A 19,234-nucleotide genomic window follows, 5' to 3' on the forward strand; every position below is an offset into this window, starting at 1 on the left:
AGGGCTAACGGGGCGTTAATCGACGCGGCGCACGCTTGGGATCGGACCTTTTCCGGAGGCGTCATGTCCACGATCCAGACCGGCGGCTATCGCCGCCAGCGCGATCATTTCGAGCCCCAGGACGCCGATCCGGCGGAACAGCGGCGCGTCCGCGGCCTGCTGGAACGGATCGACTATTCGGCCTTCATCGCCAACCGCGAGATCATCGGCCAGATGCTGCCGAAGCTCGACGCGCCGACCTTCCAGAAGCTGGCGATCATGACGGCCACGGCGCGGGGCAAATGGGTGGCCGAGAGCCTGCGGCAGTCGGAATCGGGCGCGCCCTCGACCCCGGACCAGATCGCCCGGCTGACCTCGGCCCGCATCGCCTATGAAGAGCTGGCAGAAGCCTATGAAGGGCTGCGCCGCATGGTCGAGCGCGGCTACGTCGCCATCCGCTAGCGGCGGGTCCGGGACGAAAAAAACAGTCTCATGAGTCTCATGAGTCTCATGCGCCGCCACCACGGGGACGGTGCAGAGAACCGTGCGAAGCATAGGTACTGCGGAGGCGTCTCGCCAGAATTCAGCTTTCAAAGACCTGACCCGGGACGGGTCCGGTGATGAAAGCATGGGCCTGCGTCAGATTTGGTCGTAGGCCCGGCGAGCGTGCGGTTTTCTATCCGACAGGCTGGGGTCGGGTCGCGATCGGGGCGTCAGGATCGGACGGGGGGCGTTCCGCCTCGGTCGGCGGAGGGCCGGCGGGCTGAGCGGGCGCGATCTCGATCAGGGGCGCGGTGGTGATCGCGGGCGGCGGAGTCGCTGCGGGCGGCGGCGTCACGCGGGCGGGCGTAGCGGCGGCGGGACGGGGCGTCTCCCCTCGCGCCGCGACGGGCGCGGGGCGGGTCGCCGGCGTGGTAGAGGCCGGGACCGGAGCGGGCTCGGGCGCCGTCGCGGCCGGTGCGGGCGTGGCCGCCCGAATGACGGGCGCAGGCGCCGCCTCGACCGGTGCGACGGAGGCGGGCGCCTCGGCGGCGGGAGCCGGGGCCGGGGTGCGTGTCATGAACCAGCCGGCCGCCGCAATGACGGCGACCGCGGCGACGGCGACGCCGCCGTACAGGGCGGTGCGGCCCGAAGATTTTCCGCGGGCGCTCGCGGCCTGCAGGGTGGAGCCGACGGGCGTCGCTTCGACGACGGTTGGACGGGGAGTCGCAGGCGCGGAAGTTACGGCCGGTTTCGGAGCGGGGCGGGCCGGCGCGGGTTCCACGGGCGGCAGCGGGCGGACCGTCAGATCTGGCGCGGGAGCGGGCGTGGGGGCCGGAGCGGGCGCAGGCGACGCCGCGACCGCGGCTTCTTCCACAACAGCAGGGGCGAGCGTTGCGGGCTGCGCAGCAGCCGGCGCGGGCCGGGGCGCGGCGCGGGGAATCATCGAGCCGCTGAAGATTCCGGCGGCGGGAGCCGGCGCAGGCCTCGGCGCGCGCGGCGGTTCGGGCAGGGGCGGCAGGCTGTCGCCCCTGGGCAGCGGGCCGGCGCGGAACACGGTCGCCGGCGGCCGGCCCCAGACCACGGGGCGGCGGAACGGCTCGGGCGTTCCGTTCAGGGGCTTCTTGTCGGACTCGGTGGACATTCAGACTCCCGCGCCCCGGCGGGCGCGCTTCCTCAACGCTTACGACGGTCAGGGTGTCCGCCGAAATGGCCCGTTTCGTGACGGGCCTAGTTCTTCAGACGATAGCCGGTTTTGAACATCCAGCCCACGATGGCCAGGCAGACGAACAGGAAGCCCAGCGTCGCCGCCAGACTGGCCGCGATGCCGACGTCGCCCGAGCCGTAGAAGGTCCAGCGGAAACCGGAGATCAGATAGACCACCGGGTTGAACAGGGTGATCGTCCGCCACATCGGCGGCAGCATGTCGATCGAATAGAAGGAGCCGCCGAGGAAGGTCAGGGGCGTGACCACCAGCATCGGGATCATCTGCAGCTGTTCGAAGCCGTTGGCCCAGATGCCGATGATGAAGCCGAACAGGCTGAAGGTCGTGGAGATCAGGATCAGGAAGGCCAGCATCTCGAGCGGATGCAGGATCTGCAGCGGCACGAAGAAGGCCGCCGTGGCCAGGATGATCAGTCCCAGCACCGCCGACTTGGTCGCCGCGGCCCCGACATAGGCGATGACGATCTCGAGCGGCGACACGGGGGCCGACAGCAGCTCGTAGATGGTGCCGGTGAATTTGGGGAAGTAGATGCCGAACGAGGCGTTGAAGATCGACTGGGTGAACAGGCTGAGCATGATCAGGCCGGGCACGATGAAGGCGCCATAGGGGACGCCGTCGATCTCGGTCATCCGGCTGCCAATGGCAGAGCCGAAGACGACGAAATACAGGGCCGTGGTGATCACCGGGGTGACGACCGACTGCCAGATGGTGCGGATGGCCCGGGCCATCTCGAATTTGTAGATGGCCCAGACGCCGTGGCCGTTGAAGGTCATGCTGCTCATGCCGCGGCTCCCGTGGTCTTGTCGCGATGCACGAGGCTGACGAAGATGTCCTCCAGCGAGCTCTGGCTGGTGTGCAGATCCTTGAAGGCGATGCCGAGGTCCGACAGCTTGCGCAGCAGGGACGGCACGCCGGTCTTCTCGAGGTTGGAATCGAAGACGTATTCCAGCTCGTTGCCGTCGGCCTTCAGCGTCGGCGACCATTCGGCCAGCTCGGCCGGCACGGCGGTCAGAGGCTCCTGAAGATTCAGGGTCAGGGTCTTCTTGCCCAGCTTCTTCATCAGGGCGGAGGTTTCCTCAACGAGGATCAGCTCGCCCTTGAGGATGACGCCCACGCGGTCGGCCATCTCCTCGGCCTCCTCGATATAGTGGGTGGTCAGGATGATGGTGACGCCGCGCTCGCGCAGGCCCCGCACCAGATTCCACATGTCGCGGCGCAGCTCGACGTCGACGCCGGCCGTGGGCTCGTCAAGGAACAGGATGTCGGGCTCGTGGCTCAGGGCCTTGGCGATCATGACGCGGCGCTTCATGCCGCCGGACAGGGTCATGATCTTGTCGTTGCGCTTCTCCCACAGGCTGAGATCGCGCAGCACCTGTTCGATGAAGGCGGGGTTCGGCGACCTGCCGAACAGGCCCCGGCTGAAGGTCACGGTGGCCAGGACGGTCTCGAAGGCGTCGGTGGTCAGCTCCTGCGGGACCAGACCGATCTTCGAGCGCGCCGCGCGGTAGTCGCTCTGGATGTCATGGCCGTCGGCGACGACGGTTCCGGTGGTCGGGGTGACGATGCCGCAGACGACCGAGATCAGGGTGGTCTTGCCGGCGCCGTTGGGGCCCAGCAGGGCGAAGATCTCGCCCTTGTTGATCGTCAGATCGATGGGTTTGAGGGCCTGCAGCCCGGACTTGTAGGTCTTGGTCAGACCCGTGATTTCGATGACCGGGGCCATGGCGTCTCCTGCGACATCCGGTCGCCGGGCGAATATGGCGCCGATTGTCCGGCGCTCAAGACGCAAGCTTCACGATTTGCACGGTCTTTTCCGCCTGACCCGGGCGGCGGCAGGGCGGGGTCCCGGATGTCTGTGGGGACAAGCGGAGCCTTTGCGACGCCCGCGTGTTCCATGGCCTTGCCGTTCCCCCGAGTACAGACGCCCGTGACTGCCTTCGCCGACGCCCGCCATGAGATCCGCCGTCGTCTCGCCGCCCTCGGCGAGGCCGGACGCAAACACTCTCCCCTGCTGCGGCGCGTGCCGACCCTGGACCGGCTGATCGAGGCGGCCGCGCGGGTCGGCTATGGCGCCCTCGGTTTCGTCTATCTGTCGGCGGGGGTGCTGACCCTGCTGGCGGCCACGGATCGCATCCGTGACGCGGCCGGGTCCAAGGAGGCGACCTTCTGGTTGGCCGAACAGCCGTTCGAGCGGGTGTGGCTGATCCTGCTGGGGCTGGGGCTGCTGGCCTTCGTCCAGTGGTGCGTGCTGCAATCGGTGTTCGACGCCGACCACGTGGGCACGACGTGGAAGGGGCTGATGAAACGGGCCAGCCAGGCGTGCAACGGCCTGTTCCACGGCATTCTCGCGGTGTCCGTCTTCGGCCTGCTGAAAAAGCAGCCGGTCGATCCCAATGCGGTGGAAACGGCGGCCAATCAGGACAAGGCCGCCATGGTGCTGAGCCTGCCGTTCGGCGACTGGCTGCTGATCGCCATCGGCCTGGGGATCGTCGGCGTCGGCGTCAGCAACATCGTCAACGGGCTGCGCGAGGACTTCACGAAGAAGCTGGCTTGCTCGGCCAAGGTCTGCCGCCGCGTCGCGCCCCTGGCCAAGGCGGGCAATGTGGCGCGCGGCGTCTCGTTCATTCCGCTGGGGATCTTCGTGGTTCTTGGAGGCCTGCACTCGCGGGCCTCGGAGGTGCGCAGTTTCGGGGCCGCGCTGGACGGGCTGGAGGCGCAGCCGGGCGGGCCGTGGATTCTCGCCTTCACCGCGCTGGGGCTGATGGCCTTCGGCGCCTTCTCCTTCGTGGAGGCCCGGTTCCGTCGCATCCAGCCGCCGCACGATCTCAACCCCCTGACCTGAATTCAGCGCCGACCGCGTCCCGGCGGAACCTGCGCCGTATCTCCGGTATTCCTTCGCTGCCGGAGCCCGTCTCGCCATGCGTATCGCCGCCGCCGCCCTCGCCCTGTCCCTTGGCGTTTCCGCCTGCGTCACCGCGCCGTCGCCCGATCAGGTGCGGGCCCCACAGCCAGCCCGGGCGGTCGATCCCGAGCGCTTCTATTCCGGACGCTGGCTCGAAATCGCGCGCCTGCCCATGGGGATCACCGACGGCTGTGTCGCAGGCGCGACCAGCTATGTTCTGGTCAATCCGACGCGGGTCGACATCCGCGACACGTGCCAGGTCGACACCCCGCAGGGCCGCGAGAAGGCCGTCGGGGCGCGCGGCGAAATCCTCGATCCGGGAACCAACGCCAAGCTGCGCGCCCGCTATTTCGGCGGTCTGGTCACCTGGGACTACTGGGTGCTGGATCACGCCGAGGACTACAGCTGGTTCATCTCCGCCGACCCCACCTTCAACAAGCTATGGATCTACACCCGCGAGGTCCCTGACGCCGCTGAACGCCGCGCGCTGGTCTCCCGGGCCGAGGCGCTGGGCTATGATGTCAGCCGTCTGGAATTCCCTGCCTTCTGACCCGCCGGAAAGCCGCCCATGTCCCGCCTGACCCTGCTCGCCGTTTCGACCGCCGTCCTCACCCTCGCCGCCTGCGGAGGCAATGAGGCGCTGGACCCGTCCGCCGGGTTCGGTCCCGATCCGACCCTGCCGGCGCCGAGCCGCGCGCTGTTCCCGACCGTCAATGTCGCCGACGCCGTCGGCTGGCCCGCCGGACGCACGCCGGTGGCCGCGCCCGGCTTCCGGGTCCAGGCCTTCGCCAGCGGTCTGGATCATCCGCGCTGGCTGTACCGCCTGCCCAACGGCGACATCCTCGTGGCCGAGAGCAACGCCCCGCCGAAGCCCGAGGGCCTCGATTCCGGCGGGACGGGCGGGATCCGCGGCTGGGTCCAGGGTCTGGTGATGAAGAAGGCCGGCGCCAAGGTTCCCAGCGCCAACCGCATCACCCTGCTGCGCGACGCGGACGGGGACGGGACGGCGGAGACGAAGACCGCCTTCCTGACCAACCTGATGTCGCCCTTCGGCATGGCGCTGGTGGGGGACACGCTCTACGTCGCCAACGCGGACGCCGTGGTGGCCTTCCCCTATCAGGCCGGCCAGACGCAGATCACGGCCGCGCCGCGCAAGGTCGTCGACCTGCCCGCGCAACGGAACCACCACTGGACCAAGAGCATGGTCGCCAGTCCCGACGGGTCGCGGCTGTACGTGGGCGTCGGTTCGAACTCCAATATCGGCGAGAACGGGCTGGACGAGGAAGAGGGCCGGGCGGCGGTGTGGGAGATCGACCCGGCGACGGGCGCTCATCGCATCTACGCCTCGGGCCTGCGCAATCCGGTCGGCATGGCCTGGCAGCCGGACAGCGGCAAGCTGTGGGTGTCGGTCAATGAGCGGGACGAGCTCGGCAATGATCTGGTGCCCGACTACATGACCTCGGTGACGCCGGGCGGCTTCTATGGCTGGCCGTGGAGCTACTACGGCCAGATCGTCGACACGCGGGTCGAGCCGGCCAACCCCGGCATGGTCGCCCGGGCGCTGAAGCCCGACTATGCGCTGGGCGCGCACACCGCCTCGCTGGGCCTGACGTTCGGGGAAGGGTCGCTGTTTCCGGCGTCGTATCGCGGCGGCGCCTTCGTCGGTCAGCACGGGTCGTGGAACCGCAAGCCGCGCAACGGCTATCGGGTGATCTTCGTGCCCTTCGCCAATGGCGCGCCTGCGGGCCCGCCCCGGGATATTCTGACGGGTTTCCTCAACGACGAGGATCAGGCGATGGGCCGGCCGGTCGGGGTGCAGTTCGACCGGCTGGGAGCGCTGCTGGTGGCCGATGATGTGGGCAATATCATCTGGCGGGTGTCGCCCGCCGCCCCTGCCGCCTGACACGAAAAACCCCGGCGGATCGCTCCGCCGGGGTCTTCATTTTCAGCGCTCGATCAGTTGAGCGGTTCGACCACGATGACCGGGGCCGGGGGCGTCGGCGCCGGGGTGACCGTGACGGCGGGCGCCGGGGTCGGGGCCGTGTTGAGCGTGGCGGTCGAGGAGGACGCCGGCGCCGGAGTCACGACGCGGGCTGTCGGCGCGGTCGTGGCGGTGCGCGGCGCGGTCGGCGTGGTTGCGCGACGGACCGGAGCCGGGGCGGCGGCGCGCCGGACGGGCGCGGCCTCACGCACTACGGGAGCCGGAGCCGGGGTCGAAACGACGGGAGCGGGCGTCGAGGCGCTGGTCGCGGGCGTTGCGCTCACAAGCGGCGTGGCGGCGACGACCGGGGCGGTCGCAGCGGGCTCGGCCAGCGGGGCGGTGGTTTCGCCGCCGTTGTCCATCAGCATCATGGCGACGATCGCGCCGAGCGCGATGACGCCCACGGGGGCCAGGATCATCCAGGCCGGGACCTTGCCGGCCGTCCGGCGCGCGGCCTTGCCGCGGCGGGCGTAGACGGGGACGAACGGCTCATCGGCCATGGCGGGCCGGGCGTTCAGGTCCACCCGGTCGCCGGTCAGCGGCCGGATCTCGGAACGTTCCGAATAGGGGTTCAGCGGATCAGGGTTATAGGTGACGGTCATATCTGTTCCTCCAATAACGTGGGAGAAGGAACAGTCTTGTCAGACCACGGTTCCGTGATTTTTGTTGCAGCCGCGAAGAAACACCGTTGTCGCCACAATTGAGGCAACAACGGTGAAGCTCCTGGCTTGGCGCTTTACTTGGCGTGAGTCGTCAGAAGTTATTGATTTCTGAAATAGACAGGACGGCCGGTTGCGGATCGCCGCTCGAATAGGTGCCGACCCAGATTTCGTAACGTCCCCCGGTCGAGGCCAGGGTGATGAGCGGATTGTTGTCCTCGCCCGTGTCGTCGTCGCAGTACCACTCGCCGTTGGGCCCGTTGACGACCAGTGTGGTGTCGGCCTTGGAGAGCACCGAAATCTTGATGTTCAGCGAGCCCTTGCCGCTCCAGTTCAGGCGGAAGTCCGGCGCGCTGGTGATGTAGCCGGAGCAACCGCTGCCGGCGGCGGTGGCGCTGACGGCGCCTCCGGCGCGCAGGCTGACCAGATGCGGATCGGGCGTGAAGCCCGGCGACAGGGTGATGTCGCCGTAGTTTGGATCGGCGTTGTAGTCCTGGGCCGAAGCGGCCCCGGTGATCGCCAGGGCGCAGGCCGTGGCGGCGATGAGAAGTCGCATGGTTCAAGTCCCCCCGGGGGCCCCTCACGGCCCCAACGCCGCACACCCCTGTTCGCCGATTAAGCCCAAGCTTGAGGCGATCTTCAAGCGCGGCTCCCGAATTGGAGTGCTGACGCTACGTCACCGCCGCATCGGCGCCACGCCCCGGGGCAAACCCGCGCGCACACGGTATGAAACGCTGTTCAGATTCCCCTGCCGGTTGACCGCGGCGACGGGCTTGTCCATCACCAAGGGGGGCGACGGACGACGGAGTGGATACGACGATGGGTCTGGTGGCGAACATCAAGCGCAACATGCGTTTCGCCAAGGGGCTGCGGCGCCTGCTCAATCGCATCAAGCCGATCACGCTCGATAGCGCCGATCTGGTCTGCGATGACTGGGAAGAGGCCGTCGACAAATTCCCCGATCATCCCGCTATCGAGGACGACCGCCGCACGCTGAGCTATCGCGAACTGGACGCCATGGCGAACCGGTTCGGACACTGGGCCCAGAGCCGGCGGCTGAAGCGCGGCGACACCATCGCCCTCGTAATGCTGAACCGGGCCGAATACGTCGCCGCCTGGCTGGGCTTCGCCAAGGTCGGGGTGGCCACGGCCCTGATCAACACCAACCTGACCGGCCACGCGCTCGCTCACTGCCTGTCGATTTCCAACGCGTCGCAGGTGGTCACAGACGAGGACTGCTGGAAACGGGTCGAGGACGCCCGCGCCCTGTCTGGCCGCAATCTGATGCTGTGGGTGCTGGGGCTGAAGGACGAGGACGAGGCCGACGAGCGGCGCGGCCTCGACAAGCCGGTGCGCAGCGGGTCTTCGGTGCGGCCGGCGCGCTCGGCGCGGTTTGGCCTGACCAACCGCGACACAGCGATGTACATCTACACCTCGGGCACGACCGGCATGCCCAAGGCGGCGCGGATCACCCACGCCCGGGCCCGCACCTATATGCGCGCCTTCGCCGGGGCCACGGCGGCCACGGACAAGGACGTCACCTTCAACGTGCTGCCGCTGTACCATTCGACCGGCGGCCTCGTGGGAGTCGGCCCCGCGCTGCTGAACGGCGGCAAGCTGGTGCTGCGCAAGCGGTTCTCGGCGAGCAGCTTCTGGCCCGACGTGAAGGCCTCGGGCGCGACCCTGTTCGTCTATATCGGCGAGCTGTGCCGCTATCTGGTCAACTGCCCCGAGAACCCGGACGAGCGGTCGCACAAGCTGCGTCTGGCGTTCGGCAACGGCCTGCGGCCCGACGTCTGGTCCGACTTCCAGAAGCGGTTCGCGATTCCCGACATTCTGGAATTCTACGGCTCGACCGAGGGCAATGTCTCGGTGTTCAATTTCGACGGCAAGCCAGGGGCCATCGGCCGCGTGCCCGGCTTCCTCAAGAAGCAGATCAATTTCCGTCTCGTGCGGTTCGACATGGACACCGAGGAGCCGGTGCGCGGCGCGGACGGTCTGTGCCAGCTGGCCAAGGCGGGCGAGGTCGGCGAGGCGCTGGGGATGATCGGCGACGACATCCGCCACGCCTTCTCGGGCTATGCCGACAAGGCGGCTTCGGAGAAGAAGATCCTGCGAGACGTCTTCACGCGCGGCGACCGCTGGTTCCGCACCGGCGACCTGATGAAGCAGGACAGCGAAGGCTATGTCTATTTCATCGACCGGATCGGCGACACCTACCGCTGGAAGGGCGAGAACGTCTCGACCGCCGAGGTCGAGCAGAGGCTGGCCGACGCCCCCGGAGTCAAGGAAGTCATCGCCTATGGCGTCCCCGTGCCCGGCCACGACGGCAAGGCCGGGATGGTCGCCCTGGTCGTCGACGGGAAGTTCGCGGCCCGGTCCTTCGCCGACTGGGTCGATCAGGAACTGCCCGTCTACGCCCGGCCGGCCTTTGTGCGGCTGATCAAGTCCGCCGACACCACCGGGACGTTCAAATACAAGAAGACCGATCTGGTGGCCGACGGCTTTGATCCGGAAAAGGTCGAGGGGGTTCTGTATGTTCGCGGCGGCAAGAGCGGCTACACCAAGCTGAGCGAAACCGCGGTGAAGGCGATCCTGAGCGGCGAGACGCGGCTCTGAAGGTTACCGGTTCGCAACCGCCCCTTAATCATTAACGGCGATGGTCGGCGTCTCTCGCGCGCGCAGGACTGACGCTCTTCCATGTTCCAGATTATCGGCATCGTGCTGCTGTTCGCCCTCGTGTTCGGCAGCTACGTCATCTCGGGCGGCAAGTTCGAGGTCATCCTGCACGCCCTGCCGCATGAGATGATGGCCATCGGCGGGGCCGGTCTGGCCGCCTTCCTGATCTCGAACAGCACCACCACGATGAAGGCGACGCTAGGCGGTCTGGGCAAGGCCTTCGCCGGCCCGAAATGGAAGAAGCAGGACTACAAGGACCTGCTGTCCCTGCTGTTCCAGCTGACCAAGACGATGAAGTCGAAGGGCGTCATCGCGCTGGAAAGCCACATCGAGAAGCCGGCCGAGAGCACCATCTTCCAGAAATATCCCAAGGTCCTGAAGGACCATTTCGCCACGGACTTCATCTGCGACACCCTGCGCATGATNACCATCTTCCAGAAATATCCCAAGGTCCTGAAGGACCATTTCGCCACGGACTTCATCTGCGACACCCTGCGCATGATGACCATGAACCTCGAGGATCCGCACCAGATCGAGGACGCCATGGAAAAGCAGCTGGAAAAGCACCACCACGAGGCGCTCGAGGCGCCGCACGCCCTGACGGCCCTGGCCGACGCCCTGCCCGCCCTGGGCATCGTCGCCGCCGTGCTGGGGGTCATCAAGACCATGGGCTCGATCTCGGAGCCGCCGGAAGTTCTTGGCGGCATGATCGGCGGGGCGCTGGTCGGCACCTTCCTGGGCGTGTTCCTGGCCTATGGCCTTGTGGGACCCATCGCCTCGCGCCTGAAGGCGATCGTCGACGAGGAGTCGGCCTTCTACAAGATCATCCAGTCGGTTCTGGTCGCCCACCTGCACGGCAATGCGGCGCAGATTTCGGTCGAGATCGGCCGCGGCGACATTCCGTCCTCGGCCCAGCCGTCCTTCCTCGAGATGGAAGAGTCCCTGTCGGGCGCTCCGGCCGAGGCCTGATCGAGGCCTAGCCCCACCCCGCCCGGCGCAGCGCTTCCCGCGCGGCGGCGAAGCGCGACGGTACAAGCCCCCGCAGGGAGGTCTGACCGGACTGCTTGAGTCCTGCCTCCAGACCCTTGCTCCAGGCCACGGAGGCCTCGATGGCGATGCCGCGGGCCAGGTCGATCACGATGACGGTTCCCGTCAGCGCGAAGCCGCGATCCAGCCGGATGCGCATGCCGCTGGCGGACTGGTCGACGATGAGGCACGGCATCTCGAGCCCGGGCGCGACCACGACCCCGCGTGCGTTGGCCGCGTGTCTCGGTTCGAAGCGGCGGTCCGGGGGCTGCTGTGTCATTCGGGAATGGAACCAGGGCGGCGGTCGCGATCAAGCGGCACGACCGTATGCGCAATAACGCCGCCATCCAGCATTCGCCGCGTGATGCGTTCGAAAAACTGGATGAAGACCGCCAGATGGCGGCGCTCCGCGGCGGGCAGCCGGCCCGGCGTGACGCCGAGCAGGTCCGCTTCCTGCTGGCTGCGCCAGTCGAGCACGACCTCGAAGCCCGGGGCCTTGAGAAACACGATGGCGTCGAACTTCGCCGCGAAGTCGGCATAGGAGCCGGCGACGAAACCGTTGACGGCGCGCCGCCAGGTCCCGTCGGGGTCCCGGTCGCGCTCAAGGGCATTGACCGGTTCGGCCAGGGCGGCCTCATCCTCGGGCAGGGCGCCCAGGCACCAGGCGTCGACCAGTATGGCGCGCGGCCGTCCTTCGAAGACGCGCCACTCGCGGATAGGCCGGCGGTCGTCCCCTCGCTTGTCGAAGTCGGGGAGCAGGGTCTTGTCGTCGGGACGGGCCGTGCCCAGCGCCTTCATCAGTCGGCCCAGCATCCGCAGATCGTGGGTGCCCGGCGGCCCGCGCGTGAGAAACAGGGGGTGAACTTCCTCCGCCATCGCCTCGCGCCGGGCGCGGGTCAGATAGACGTCGTCGATCGAGATCTGCACGCCGCCGAACTTTTCAGCCGCGGCGCGGGCGAGCGTCGTCTTGCCCGACCCCTGGGCACCCACGATGGCGATCACGGGCGGCCCGACGCCGGCCCGGGGACCGGTCGCGATCAGGCGGCCGATCAGGTCGACGAGCCGGGGATCCGCCGGGCTCGCGCGGCCGGTCAGTGCTGGTTCTCGGGCAGGCGCACGATCAGGCCGTCCAGATCGTCAGAAACCCGGATCTGGCAGGACAGGCGGCTGTTCGGCTGGACGTTCTCGGCGAAGTCCAGCATCGACTCCTCCATCGCCGAAGCGCGGCCGGTCTCGGCGGCGAAGGCCTCGTCGACATAGACGTGGCAGGTGGCGCAGGCGCAGGCCCCGCCGCAGTCGGCGTCGATGCCGGGGACGTTATTGCGGATCGCCCCTTCCATGACCGACAGGCCGTTCTTCACCTCGACCACATGCTCGCGGCCGTCGTGCTCGATGTATCTAATTTTTGCCACTCAGGCGGCCACTTCCGTCTTCTTGCGCGATGGCGAAACCATCAGCTGCTTCGTCTTCGCAATGGCTTCGGCCGGGTTCAGCCCCTTGGGGCAGACCTGGGCGCAGTTCATGATGGTGTGGCAGCGGTAGAGCTTGAACGGGTCCTCAAGGTCGTCGAGGCGCTTGTCCGTTGCGTCATCGCGGCTGTCGGCGATCCAGCGGTAGGACTGCAGCAGGGCTGCGGGGCCGAGGTATTCCGTCTGGTTCCACCAGTAGCTGGGGCAGGACGTCGAGCAGCAGGCGCACAGGATGCATTCGTACAGGCCGTCCAGCTTGGCGCGGTCCTCGGGCAGCTGGATGCGCTCCTTCTCCGGGTCCGGCTCGTCGGACTGGAGGTAGGGCTGGATCGAGTCGTACTGGGCGTAGAACAGGGTCAGGTCCGTCACCAGATCCTTGACCACCGGCTGGTGCGGCAGGGGCGCGATCGAGATGGTCGAGGACGAGCATTCCTCCCAGCCCTTGGTGCAGGCCAGGGTGTTGCGCCCGTCGATGTTCATCGAGCACGAACCGCAGATGCCCTCGCGGCACGAGCGGCGGAAGGTCAGGNTCCTCCCAGCCCTTGGTGCAGGCCAGGGTGTTGCGCCCGTCGATGTTCATCGAGCACGAACCGCAGATGCCCTCGCGGCACGAGCGGCGGAAGGTCAGGGTCGGGTCGATCTCGTTCTTGATGTGGATCAGGGCGTCCAGCAGCATCGGGCCGTGATCGTCGGCCGAGATCTCGAACGTGTCCCAGCGCGGGTCGGCGTCGACCTCGGGGTCACTGGGGCTCGAGACCTGCGCCACCCTCGGCATGCTGACCGCCGATCAGGCGCGGCAGCTGAAGGNCGTTCTTGATGTGGATCAGGGCGTCCAGCAGCATCGGGCCGTGATCGTCGGCCGAGATCTCGAACGTGTCCCAGCGCGGGTCGGCGTCGACCTCGGGGTCATAGCGATAGACCTTGTAGGTCTTGACGTTCTTCGCGCCGGCCGGGGCCTTGTAGACCTTGCCGCGTACGGGTTTGGAGCCCTTGGGGAGGGTGAGCTGAACCATCAGGCGATGTCCTTGGCGCCGGTGCCCGTAACGCCGTACCAGTCGACCTTGCGGGTGAAATACATGACGGCGGCGATGGCCGCGAAGCTGGAGAGGGCGCCGACCAGCAGCGCATAGTCCTCGAGCCGCATCAGCATATAGATGAGGCCGTACAGGAAGGTGAAGGCGACCAGCGCGCGGACGCCCTGCCTGCGGCTGTCGAAGGTCCAGCCGGCGTAGGCGGAGATCAGGCCCACGGTGGCCGCGGCGGCCAGCAGGAAGGCGAGGTCGAAGCCCGTGTGCTCGGCCACCGACAGCAGCAGCATGTAGAAGATCACCTGCGCCATGCCGACGAGAATGTACTGGGCGGGGTGGACGCGGCGACCGGTCGTGGTCTCGAACAGGAAATAGGCCAGGAAGACCAGGCCGATGAACATCGGGGCGTATTTCAGCGAACGGCTGACCGACTGATAGGGATTGGCGGGCTCGACGAAGCTGACGCCCAGTTCGGTGGCGCCGAGGCGGGCCAGGGCGTCGGAGCCGCCCTCGACCGGAATGCCGCGGGCGATGAAGGGCACGGACCAGCTGGCGTCGAAGCCGTTGGCCGGGGTCTCCTGACGCGCCGGCAGGAAGCCGCCGTTGTAGGACGGGTGGGGCCAGTCGCCCTTGATCGCCGCCTCGGTGGTGCCGGCGAAGGCCACCACGGCGACGCGCTGGGCGCCGGAGAAGGTGGCGCGGCCGGCGACATCCAGCGCGCCTGTCGCGCGGTCGGCCTCGGTCAGCGGGGTGCTGAACAGCTGAAGTTCGCGCGTCTCGCCGTCGCCGCGATAGTTGCGGCGGCCGTTCTCGGACGGGCCGTCATTCAACCGGACGGAACCGACGAGGTTGGACGGTGTCAGGGCCACGGTGCGGCCGGCCAGGGTCAGACGCAGATCGGCCCGGGCGCCGCGGGCGTCCGAGGCGCCCAGCAGCAGCTCGGCCCGGCTCCAGTCCAGAACCGCCCCGCGCGGGAGCTCGGCGCCGACGTTGGCGAGATCGAACCGGGCGGTGTAGCCGACGGTCGCCTCATAGACGGTGACGCGGAACAGGGAGCGTTTGCGGACCTCGGAATCCGTGGCCACATCGACCTTGCCGCGCGTCGGGAAGACGTACCAGACATCGTTCGTGCGGTTGACCGGAGGCCGGGTGCTGGCGACGGCCGCGCCGGCCGGACCGGCGTCTGCAATGTCGGCGGGCCGGCTGTAGGGGATGGCGATCACCGGGCCGAGGAAGGTCTGGGGCCCGCCCATCATGTCGCCGATCTCGGCGGCGACGCTTTCGGCGCGGTTGCTGCGATCCATCAGCAGACCGAACACGAACAGCGCCGGAATGCTCATCAGAAGAGCGAGGGCGCAGACCAGCAGCAGCTTAAGCCCCATGGACCGGCGCGGCAGGTTCACCCGCGCGAAGGATTCCACCGTCTGCGCGGCAGGCTGCGCGGGTGGCGGCTGGTCGACGGGGGGCGTCCGGGGCGTGCGGGCCATGGGCGTTCCTAGTAAACCCGAGCCTTGGGCTCGATGTACGCAATGTCATCGGACATCGTGTAATTATGCACCGGGCGGTAGTCGATCTTCACAGCGTCGCCGGGGACCTTCCAGGCGAGCGTGTGCTTCATCCAGTTCACGTCGTCGCGGTCCGGGAAGTCCTCGCGGGCGTGGGCGCCGCGGCTCTCGGTGCGGTTCAGCGCGCCCTCGATGGTGACCAGCGCCTGATCGATCAGGTTGTCGTACTCCATCGTCTCGACCAGATCGGTGTTCCAGATCAGGCCGCGGTCCGTCGTCTTGATGTCGTCGCCGGCGGCGTGGATGGCGCGCAGCTTGGCGACGCCCTCTTCCAGCGTCTTGCCGGTGCGGAAGACGGCGGCGTCGGACTGCATGGCGCGCTGCATGTCGATGCGCAGTTTCGACGTGGGGGTCGAGCCGTTGGCGTGACGGAAGCGGTCCAGACGGGCGACGTGGCCGTCGGTGGACGATGCGGGCGCGTCCGGAACCTTCGACGCCTTGTCCACGACCTCGCCGCAGCGAAGGCCGGCGGCGCGGCCGAACACCACCAGATCGGTCAGGGAGTTGGAGCCCAGACGGTTGGCCCCGTGCACCGAGACGCACGCCGCCTCGCCCACGGCCATCAGGCCGGGCACGACGCTGTCGGCGTTGTCGCCGACCTTGGTCAGGACCTCGCCGTGATAGTTCGTGGGGATGCCGCCCATGTTGTAGTGGACGGTCGGCAGGACCGGGATCGGCTGTTTCGTCACGTCGACGCCGGCGAAGATCTTGGCGCTTTCCGAGATGCCCGGCAGGCGCTCGTGCAGGATCTTCGGATCGAGGTGGTCGAGGTGCAGGTTGATGTGGTCCTTGTTCGGGCCCACGCCGCGGCCTTCGCGGATCTCGATGGTCATGGAGCGGCTGACCATGTCGCGCGGGGCCAGATCCTTCACGGTCGGCGCATAGCGCTCCATGAAGCGTTCGCCCTCGGAGTTGGTGAGATAGCCGCCCTCGCCGCGGGCTCCCTCGGTGATCAGGCAGCCGGCGCCGTAGATGCAGCGGCAGGCCGGCGCGCAGCACCATGGCGTTGCCGTCGCCGGTGCAGGTGTGGGCCGAGGTGGCCGAGAAATAGGCGCGGCCGTAGCCGCCGGTGGCCAGGATGACGAGCTTGGCGCGGAAGCGGTGCAGGGTGCCGTCGTCGAGCTTGAGGGCGGTCACGCCGGTGCAGGCGCCGTCCTGCATGATCAGGTCGAGGCCGAAATATTCGACGAAGAACTCGACCTCGCGGCGAACCGACTGGCCGTACAGGGTGTGCAGGATGGCGTGGCCGGTGCGGTCGGCGGCAGCGCAGGTGCGCTGCACCGGGCCCTCGCCGAAATTGCGGGTCATGCCGCCAAAGGCGCGCTGGTAGATCTTGCCCTCATCGGTGCGTGAGAAGGGCACGCCCCAATGTTCCAGCTCGTAGACGGCCTTGGGCGCGTTGCGGACGAGGTATTCGATGGCGTCCTGGTCGCCCAGCCAGTCCGACCCCTTGACGGTGTCGTACATGTGCCACTGCCAGCTATCCTCGCCCGCAACTGACCTGCGACACCATGTTNTAGACGGCCTTGGGCGCGTTGCGGACGAGGTATTCGATGGCGTCCTGGTCGCCCAGCCAGTCCGACCCCTTGACGGTGTCGTACATGTGCCACTGCCAGCTATCCTCGCCCATGTTGCCGAGCGAGGCCGAGATGCCGCCCTGGGCCGCCACGGTGTGGGAGCGGGTCGGGAAGACCTTGGTGACGCAGGCGACCTTCAGCCCCTGCTGGGCGGCGCCGAGGGCGGCGCGCAGGCCCGAGCCGCCCGCGCCGACGACGACGACGTCATAGGCGTGATCGACAAATTCATAAGCAGCCATCAGCCGTCAGATCCCGAAGCCGGCGGGCAGGGGGGCGGAGCCCAGCGCCAGCCGTACGATGAAGAAGACGCCCGCCGCCGCGATCACGAGGCAAAGCAGGCCGATCAGGCCGAGCAACGCGGTGCGCGAGCCGGGCTTGTGGATATAGTCGTCGACGATGACCTTCAGGCCCATATTCATGTGCCAGACGCTGACCAGCAGGGTCACGGCCAGCAGCACGGCGTTGACGGGCGAGGCGAACCACTCGCGCGCGCCGTCGTAGCCGCCGCCCGACAGGACGAAGCCGCTCCATAGACCCCACAGGGTCAAGGGGACGAGGATCAGGGAGGACAGACGTTCGGCGGTCCATTCGCCGGCGCCGTGGCGCTCGGAGACCTTGACGCCCTTGATGTAGGCCTTGGTTTCGCGGCTCACAGCACAACCCTCCCCGAGGCGAACAGGAAGACCCAGAAGGCCACGGCTCCGACGACGCCGAGGATGATGGAGGCCCAGGACAGGGCGTCGGCCGACTTCGGCGCAAGGCCGATGACGGCGTCCCAGATCAGGTGACGGATGCCCCCGGTCAGGTGCAGGAACAGGGCCAGGGTCAGGCCGAACCAGACCAGCAGGCCCAGCGGCGATCCCATCCAGCCGGTGAAGGTCGCATAGGCGTCGGGCCCAAACGCCAGGGCCAGCAGCCACAGGGCGACCAGCACCGATCCGACAGACAGGGCGCCGCCGGTCATCCGGTTCAGGGTCTGGTCGTCGGTCGGGTCGTTCGAGGCGTCGCCCGGCAGGGGAGAGGTCGACATATTGCGAATGGTTCTCAGAAACCTGAGCGAATTCAGCCGCTCAAAATCGGTGCTCTGGCTTTAAGCAGCGGGGCGGCGGGGGTCAACGAAGCTTGAGGGTCAGAACGCGTTGCGCCGCTTATTTCGCCGTGGCGTCGCGCGCTAGCAGGCGGAGACGCGACACCGCCGCCTGCAGTGTGTTTGCGCCATAGGGCAGGGCCGCGCCGCGGCCCCAGACCGGATCGGGCCAAAGGCCGTCGTCGTGGCGGCGGCCGACGACATGGACATGCAGCTGGGCCGTGACATTGCCGAGGGCGCCGACATTGAGCTTCTGCACCGGCCGGCCCGCGGCCTCGCCGAGCGCCCGCACCAGATCTCCGGCCCGGACGATTTCGTCCATCAGGGCGGCGCGTTCCGTCGCCGTCAGTTCCTCCAGCTCATGCAGCCCGGATCGACGGGGGATCAGGATCAGCCACGGAAAGCGGCCGTCGTCCTGCAGCCGCACCTCGCAGAGCGGCCAGTCGCAGACCACGACGGAACCCGCGTCGAAGGCGGGGTCGGCTTTAAAGTCGGCGACCATGACCCGTCAGTTCAGGCCGTAGACGACACAGGCCCGGTCGGTCAGTTCGCGCAGCGGCGGCTGCAGGGCCAGCCGGGCGGCCTCGATCTGGGCTTCGGACGGCGCAGCGCCCCCCGGCGGGGGAGGCGGTGGGGGAGGCGGAGCGGAGGGCGACGCGTATTCGCGCTGAACCCGCGACCCGGTGACCACGACCTCGTTGACGTCGGTCGCCAGTCCGTCGCCCGATGAATAGGAGGGCCAGCCGGCCAGCACGTCGGTCTGGCAGGCCCGGCCGGTTGGGTCGATCACCCGCACCCCGCCCAGCGCAGCGCCCGCATTGGACGCAGCCTCGCGCGCCCGGCGCGCCGCATCCTTGACCGCCTCGCCCTGCAGCCAGGTCTTGACTGCATTGTCGGGTTCCAGATGGAACGACACGGGGCTGGTTGAAGTGGGCTGCGCGGCCAGGACGGTGGCGTAGACGCGCTCGAGGACGGAGCTGTCCCGGACGGTGACGCTGACGTTGGCGTTGGCCTGATAGCGTTCGATCTGGTCGGCGCGGACGTTGTCGCGCAGGATGCCGTTCTCGTCGCGATACTGGTCGTACAGCGGCTGGGTGGTCAGGCTGGTCTCGACCCGCACCTTGTCGACGCCATAGGCGGCCAGCGCCTGGCTGAGGGCGCGCACCTGATCGGCCGCCTTGCGCGAGGCGTCGGCGGCCGAGCGGTCGACCGACTGGAAGGTGGCGCCGAAACTGGCGCGGTTGGCGGCGACTTCCGCGCGAACGAAGCCAATCGATGCGATGACCGGATCCCGCATCCACCAGGGCGCGGGCACATAGCGCTCGCCGATGGTGGCCGGCGGGGTCTGGGCCGCGGCGGGAAGGGCGAGGGCGGGCGCCGCGACGGCGGCGATCAGCAGGACGGCGGACAGTCGGCGCATGCGGGTCTCTCTCATGATTGACGGACCGACCTTGCCGGGCGGGTCAAGCTTCGTAAAGGCGCGGCCAGGCCTATGTGATCCATAGGCAAAATCTATAGAACATTATGGAGTCCACACATTGACTTTGTGCACTGCACAAGCCATTTCGCATCCGCAG

General features: G+C 68.1%; 20 protein-coding genes and 5 pseudogenes. 7 read left to right on the forward strand and 18 right to left on the reverse strand.

The window, feature by feature from the left end; all coding sequences use genetic code 11:
* The first annotated feature begins 63 nt into the window (after positions 1-63).
* On the forward strand, positions 64-441 hold the full coding sequence (locus ASD25_RS09890; RefSeq protein ID WP_056616862.1) for a hypothetical protein: 378 nt from the start codon (positions 64-66) through the stop codon (positions 439-441).
* A 214-nt stretch (positions 442-655) separates the two neighbouring features.
* Here the strand turns inward: ASD25_RS09890 and ASD25_RS09895 are convergent, their stop codons facing one another.
* The 3 genes from ASD25_RS09895 to ASD25_RS09905 all read right to left on the reverse strand — a co-directional run bounded on the left by ASD25_RS09895 (position 656) and on the right by ASD25_RS09905 (position 3,407).
* The gene (locus tag ASD25_RS09895) at positions 656-1,603 is read right to left on the reverse strand and encodes a hypothetical protein (RefSeq protein WP_056616865.1); all 948 of its coding nucleotides are present in this window, start codon (positions 1,601-1,603) and stop codon (positions 656-658) included.
* Positions 1,604-1,689: 86 nt separating this feature from the next.
* Positions 1,690-2,457 carry an ABC transporter permease gene (locus ASD25_RS09900; RefSeq protein WP_056617200.1) on the reverse strand — a complete coding sequence of 256 codons (768 nt, stop codon included), beginning with the start codon at positions 2,455-2,457 and terminating at the stop codon, positions 1,690-1,692.
* A gap of 5 nt (positions 2,458-2,462) precedes the next feature.
* Complete coding sequence (locus ASD25_RS09905; protein WP_056616866.1) at positions 2,463-3,407, reverse strand: ABC transporter ATP-binding protein; 945 nt, start codon at positions 3,405-3,407, stop codon at positions 2,463-2,465.
* Positions 3,408-3,611: 204 nt separating this feature from the next.
* Here ASD25_RS09905 and ASD25_RS09910 point away from each other — a divergent pair, with 204 nt between their 5' ends.
* The 3 genes from ASD25_RS09910 to ASD25_RS09920 all read left to right on the forward strand — a co-directional run bounded on the left by ASD25_RS09910 (position 3,612) and on the right by ASD25_RS09920 (position 6,489).
* Entirely contained in the window at positions 3,612-4,526 is a 915-nt protein-coding gene (locus ASD25_RS09910; protein ID WP_235562689.1) for a DUF1206 domain-containing protein, read from the forward strand.
* A gap of 76 nt (positions 4,527-4,602) precedes the next feature.
* Positions 4,603-5,136 (forward strand): lipocalin family protein, encoded by a 534-nt coding sequence (locus ASD25_RS09915; protein WP_056616869.1) that lies wholly within the window; start codon positions 4,603-4,605, stop codon positions 5,134-5,136.
* 18 nt (positions 5,137-5,154) lie between these two features.
* Positions 5,155-6,489, forward strand: coding sequence for a sorbosone dehydrogenase family protein (locus ASD25_RS09920; RefSeq protein WP_056616870.1), 1,335 nt, complete (start codon positions 5,155-5,157; stop codon positions 6,487-6,489).
* A gap of 53 nt (positions 6,490-6,542) precedes the next feature.
* Here the strand turns inward: ASD25_RS09920 and ASD25_RS09925 are convergent, their stop codons facing one another.
* Both ASD25_RS09925 and ASD25_RS09930 read right to left on the reverse strand, forming a co-directional pair.
* The gene (locus ASD25_RS09925) at positions 6,543-7,169 is read right to left on the reverse strand and encodes a hypothetical protein (RefSeq protein ID WP_056616872.1); all 627 of its coding nucleotides are present in this window, start codon (positions 7,167-7,169) and stop codon (positions 6,543-6,545) included.
* 151 nt (positions 7,170-7,320) lie between these two features.
* A complete protein-coding gene (locus tag ASD25_RS09930; protein ID WP_056616875.1) occupies positions 7,321-7,782 on the reverse strand; it encodes a hypothetical protein in 462 nt (153 codons plus the stop codon).
* 263 nt (positions 7,783-8,045) lie between these two features.
* On the opposite strand from ASD25_RS09930, the gene ASD25_RS09935 reads away from it, so the two are divergent.
* From ASD25_RS09935 to ASD25_RS31895, 3 genes and pseudogenes are all read left to right on the forward strand, one after another.
* Positions 8,046-9,845: a long-chain-acyl-CoA synthetase gene (locus tag ASD25_RS09935; RefSeq protein WP_056616878.1), complete on the forward strand. Its 1,800-nt coding sequence runs from the start codon at positions 8,046-8,048 to the stop codon at positions 9,843-9,845.
* An 81-nt stretch (positions 9,846-9,926) separates the two neighbouring features.
* The coding region (locus ASD25_RS31890) for a motility-associated protein (protein WP_369816562.1) at positions 9,927-10,330 on the forward strand (404 nt) is incomplete at its 3' end.
* A 1-nt stretch (position 10,331) separates the two neighbouring features.
* Positions 10,332-10,874 (forward strand): annotated as a pseudogene (locus tag ASD25_RS31895) (MotA/TolQ/ExbB proton channel family protein); the annotation flags it as partial.
* Positions 10,875-10,881: 7 nt separating this feature from the next.
* Here the strand turns inward: ASD25_RS31895 and ASD25_RS09945 are convergent.
* From ASD25_RS09945 to ASD25_RS10000, 13 genes and pseudogenes are all read right to left on the reverse strand, one after another.
* Entirely contained in the window at positions 10,882-11,211 is a 330-nt protein-coding gene (locus tag ASD25_RS09945; protein ID WP_056616883.1) for a PilZ domain-containing protein, read from the reverse strand.
* Positions 11,208-11,933 (reverse strand): kinase, encoded by a 726-nt coding sequence (locus tag ASD25_RS09950; protein ID WP_200943579.1) that lies wholly within the window; start codon positions 11,931-11,933, stop codon positions 11,208-11,210. Before ASD25_RS09950 ends, ASD25_RS09945 begins: the two co-directional genes overlap by 4 nt.
* Before the next feature lie 89 nt (positions 11,934-12,022).
* Positions 12,023-12,343 (reverse strand): 2Fe-2S iron-sulfur cluster-binding protein, encoded by a 321-nt coding sequence (locus ASD25_RS09955; RefSeq protein WP_056616888.1) that lies wholly within the window; start codon positions 12,341-12,343, stop codon positions 12,023-12,025.
* On the reverse strand, positions 12,344-12,929 hold a 586-nt coding region (locus ASD25_RS09960; protein ID WP_156389270.1), incomplete at its 5' end, for a succinate dehydrogenase iron-sulfur subunit. It abuts the gene before it with no gap.
* A 1-nt stretch (position 12,930) separates the two neighbouring features.
* Positions 12,931-13,207 (reverse strand): annotated as a pseudogene (locus ASD25_RS30350) (2Fe-2S iron-sulfur cluster-binding protein); the annotation flags it as partial.
* 101 nt (positions 13,208-13,308) lie between these two features.
* Positions 13,309-13,413: pseudogene (locus ASD25_RS33140) on the reverse strand (succinate dehydrogenase iron-sulfur subunit); the annotation flags it as partial.
* Positions 13,413-14,915, reverse strand: coding sequence for a cell envelope integrity protein CreD (gene creD, locus ASD25_RS09970; RefSeq protein ID WP_082572320.1), 1,503 nt, complete (start codon positions 14,913-14,915; stop codon positions 13,413-13,415). The gene creD and the pseudogene ASD25_RS33140, both read right to left, overlap by 1 nt.
* A gap of 8 nt (positions 14,916-14,923) precedes the next feature.
* Positions 14,924-16,509: pseudogene (sdhA, locus tag ASD25_RS09975) on the reverse strand (succinate dehydrogenase flavoprotein subunit); the annotation flags it as partial.
* Between the two features lies 1 nt (position 16,510).
* Positions 16,511-16,809, reverse strand: a pseudogene (locus ASD25_RS09980) (FAD-dependent oxidoreductase); the annotation flags it as partial.
* 6 nt (positions 16,810-16,815) lie between these two features.
* Positions 16,816-17,223: a succinate dehydrogenase, hydrophobic membrane anchor protein gene (gene sdhD / locus ASD25_RS09985; protein WP_082572321.1), complete on the reverse strand. Its 408-nt coding sequence runs from the start codon at positions 17,221-17,223 to the stop codon at positions 16,816-16,818.
* A complete protein-coding gene (sdhC, locus tag ASD25_RS09990; protein WP_056616895.1) occupies positions 17,220-17,600 on the reverse strand; it encodes a succinate dehydrogenase, cytochrome b556 subunit in 381 nt (126 codons plus the stop codon). Before sdhC ends, sdhD begins: the two co-directional genes overlap by 4 nt.
* Positions 17,601-17,718: 118 nt before the next feature.
* Positions 17,719-18,159 (reverse strand): HIT domain-containing protein, encoded by a 441-nt coding sequence (locus ASD25_RS09995; RefSeq protein WP_056616898.1) that lies wholly within the window; start codon positions 18,157-18,159, stop codon positions 17,719-17,721.
* A 6-nt stretch (positions 18,160-18,165) separates the two neighbouring features.
* On the reverse strand, positions 18,166-19,092 hold the full coding sequence (locus tag ASD25_RS10000) for an SIMPL domain-containing protein (protein WP_235562690.1): 927 nt from the start codon (positions 19,090-19,092) through the stop codon (positions 18,166-18,168).
* Positions 19,093-19,234: the final 142 nt, after the last annotated feature.

Source organism: Brevundimonas sp. Root1423 (genome assembly GCF_001426805.1).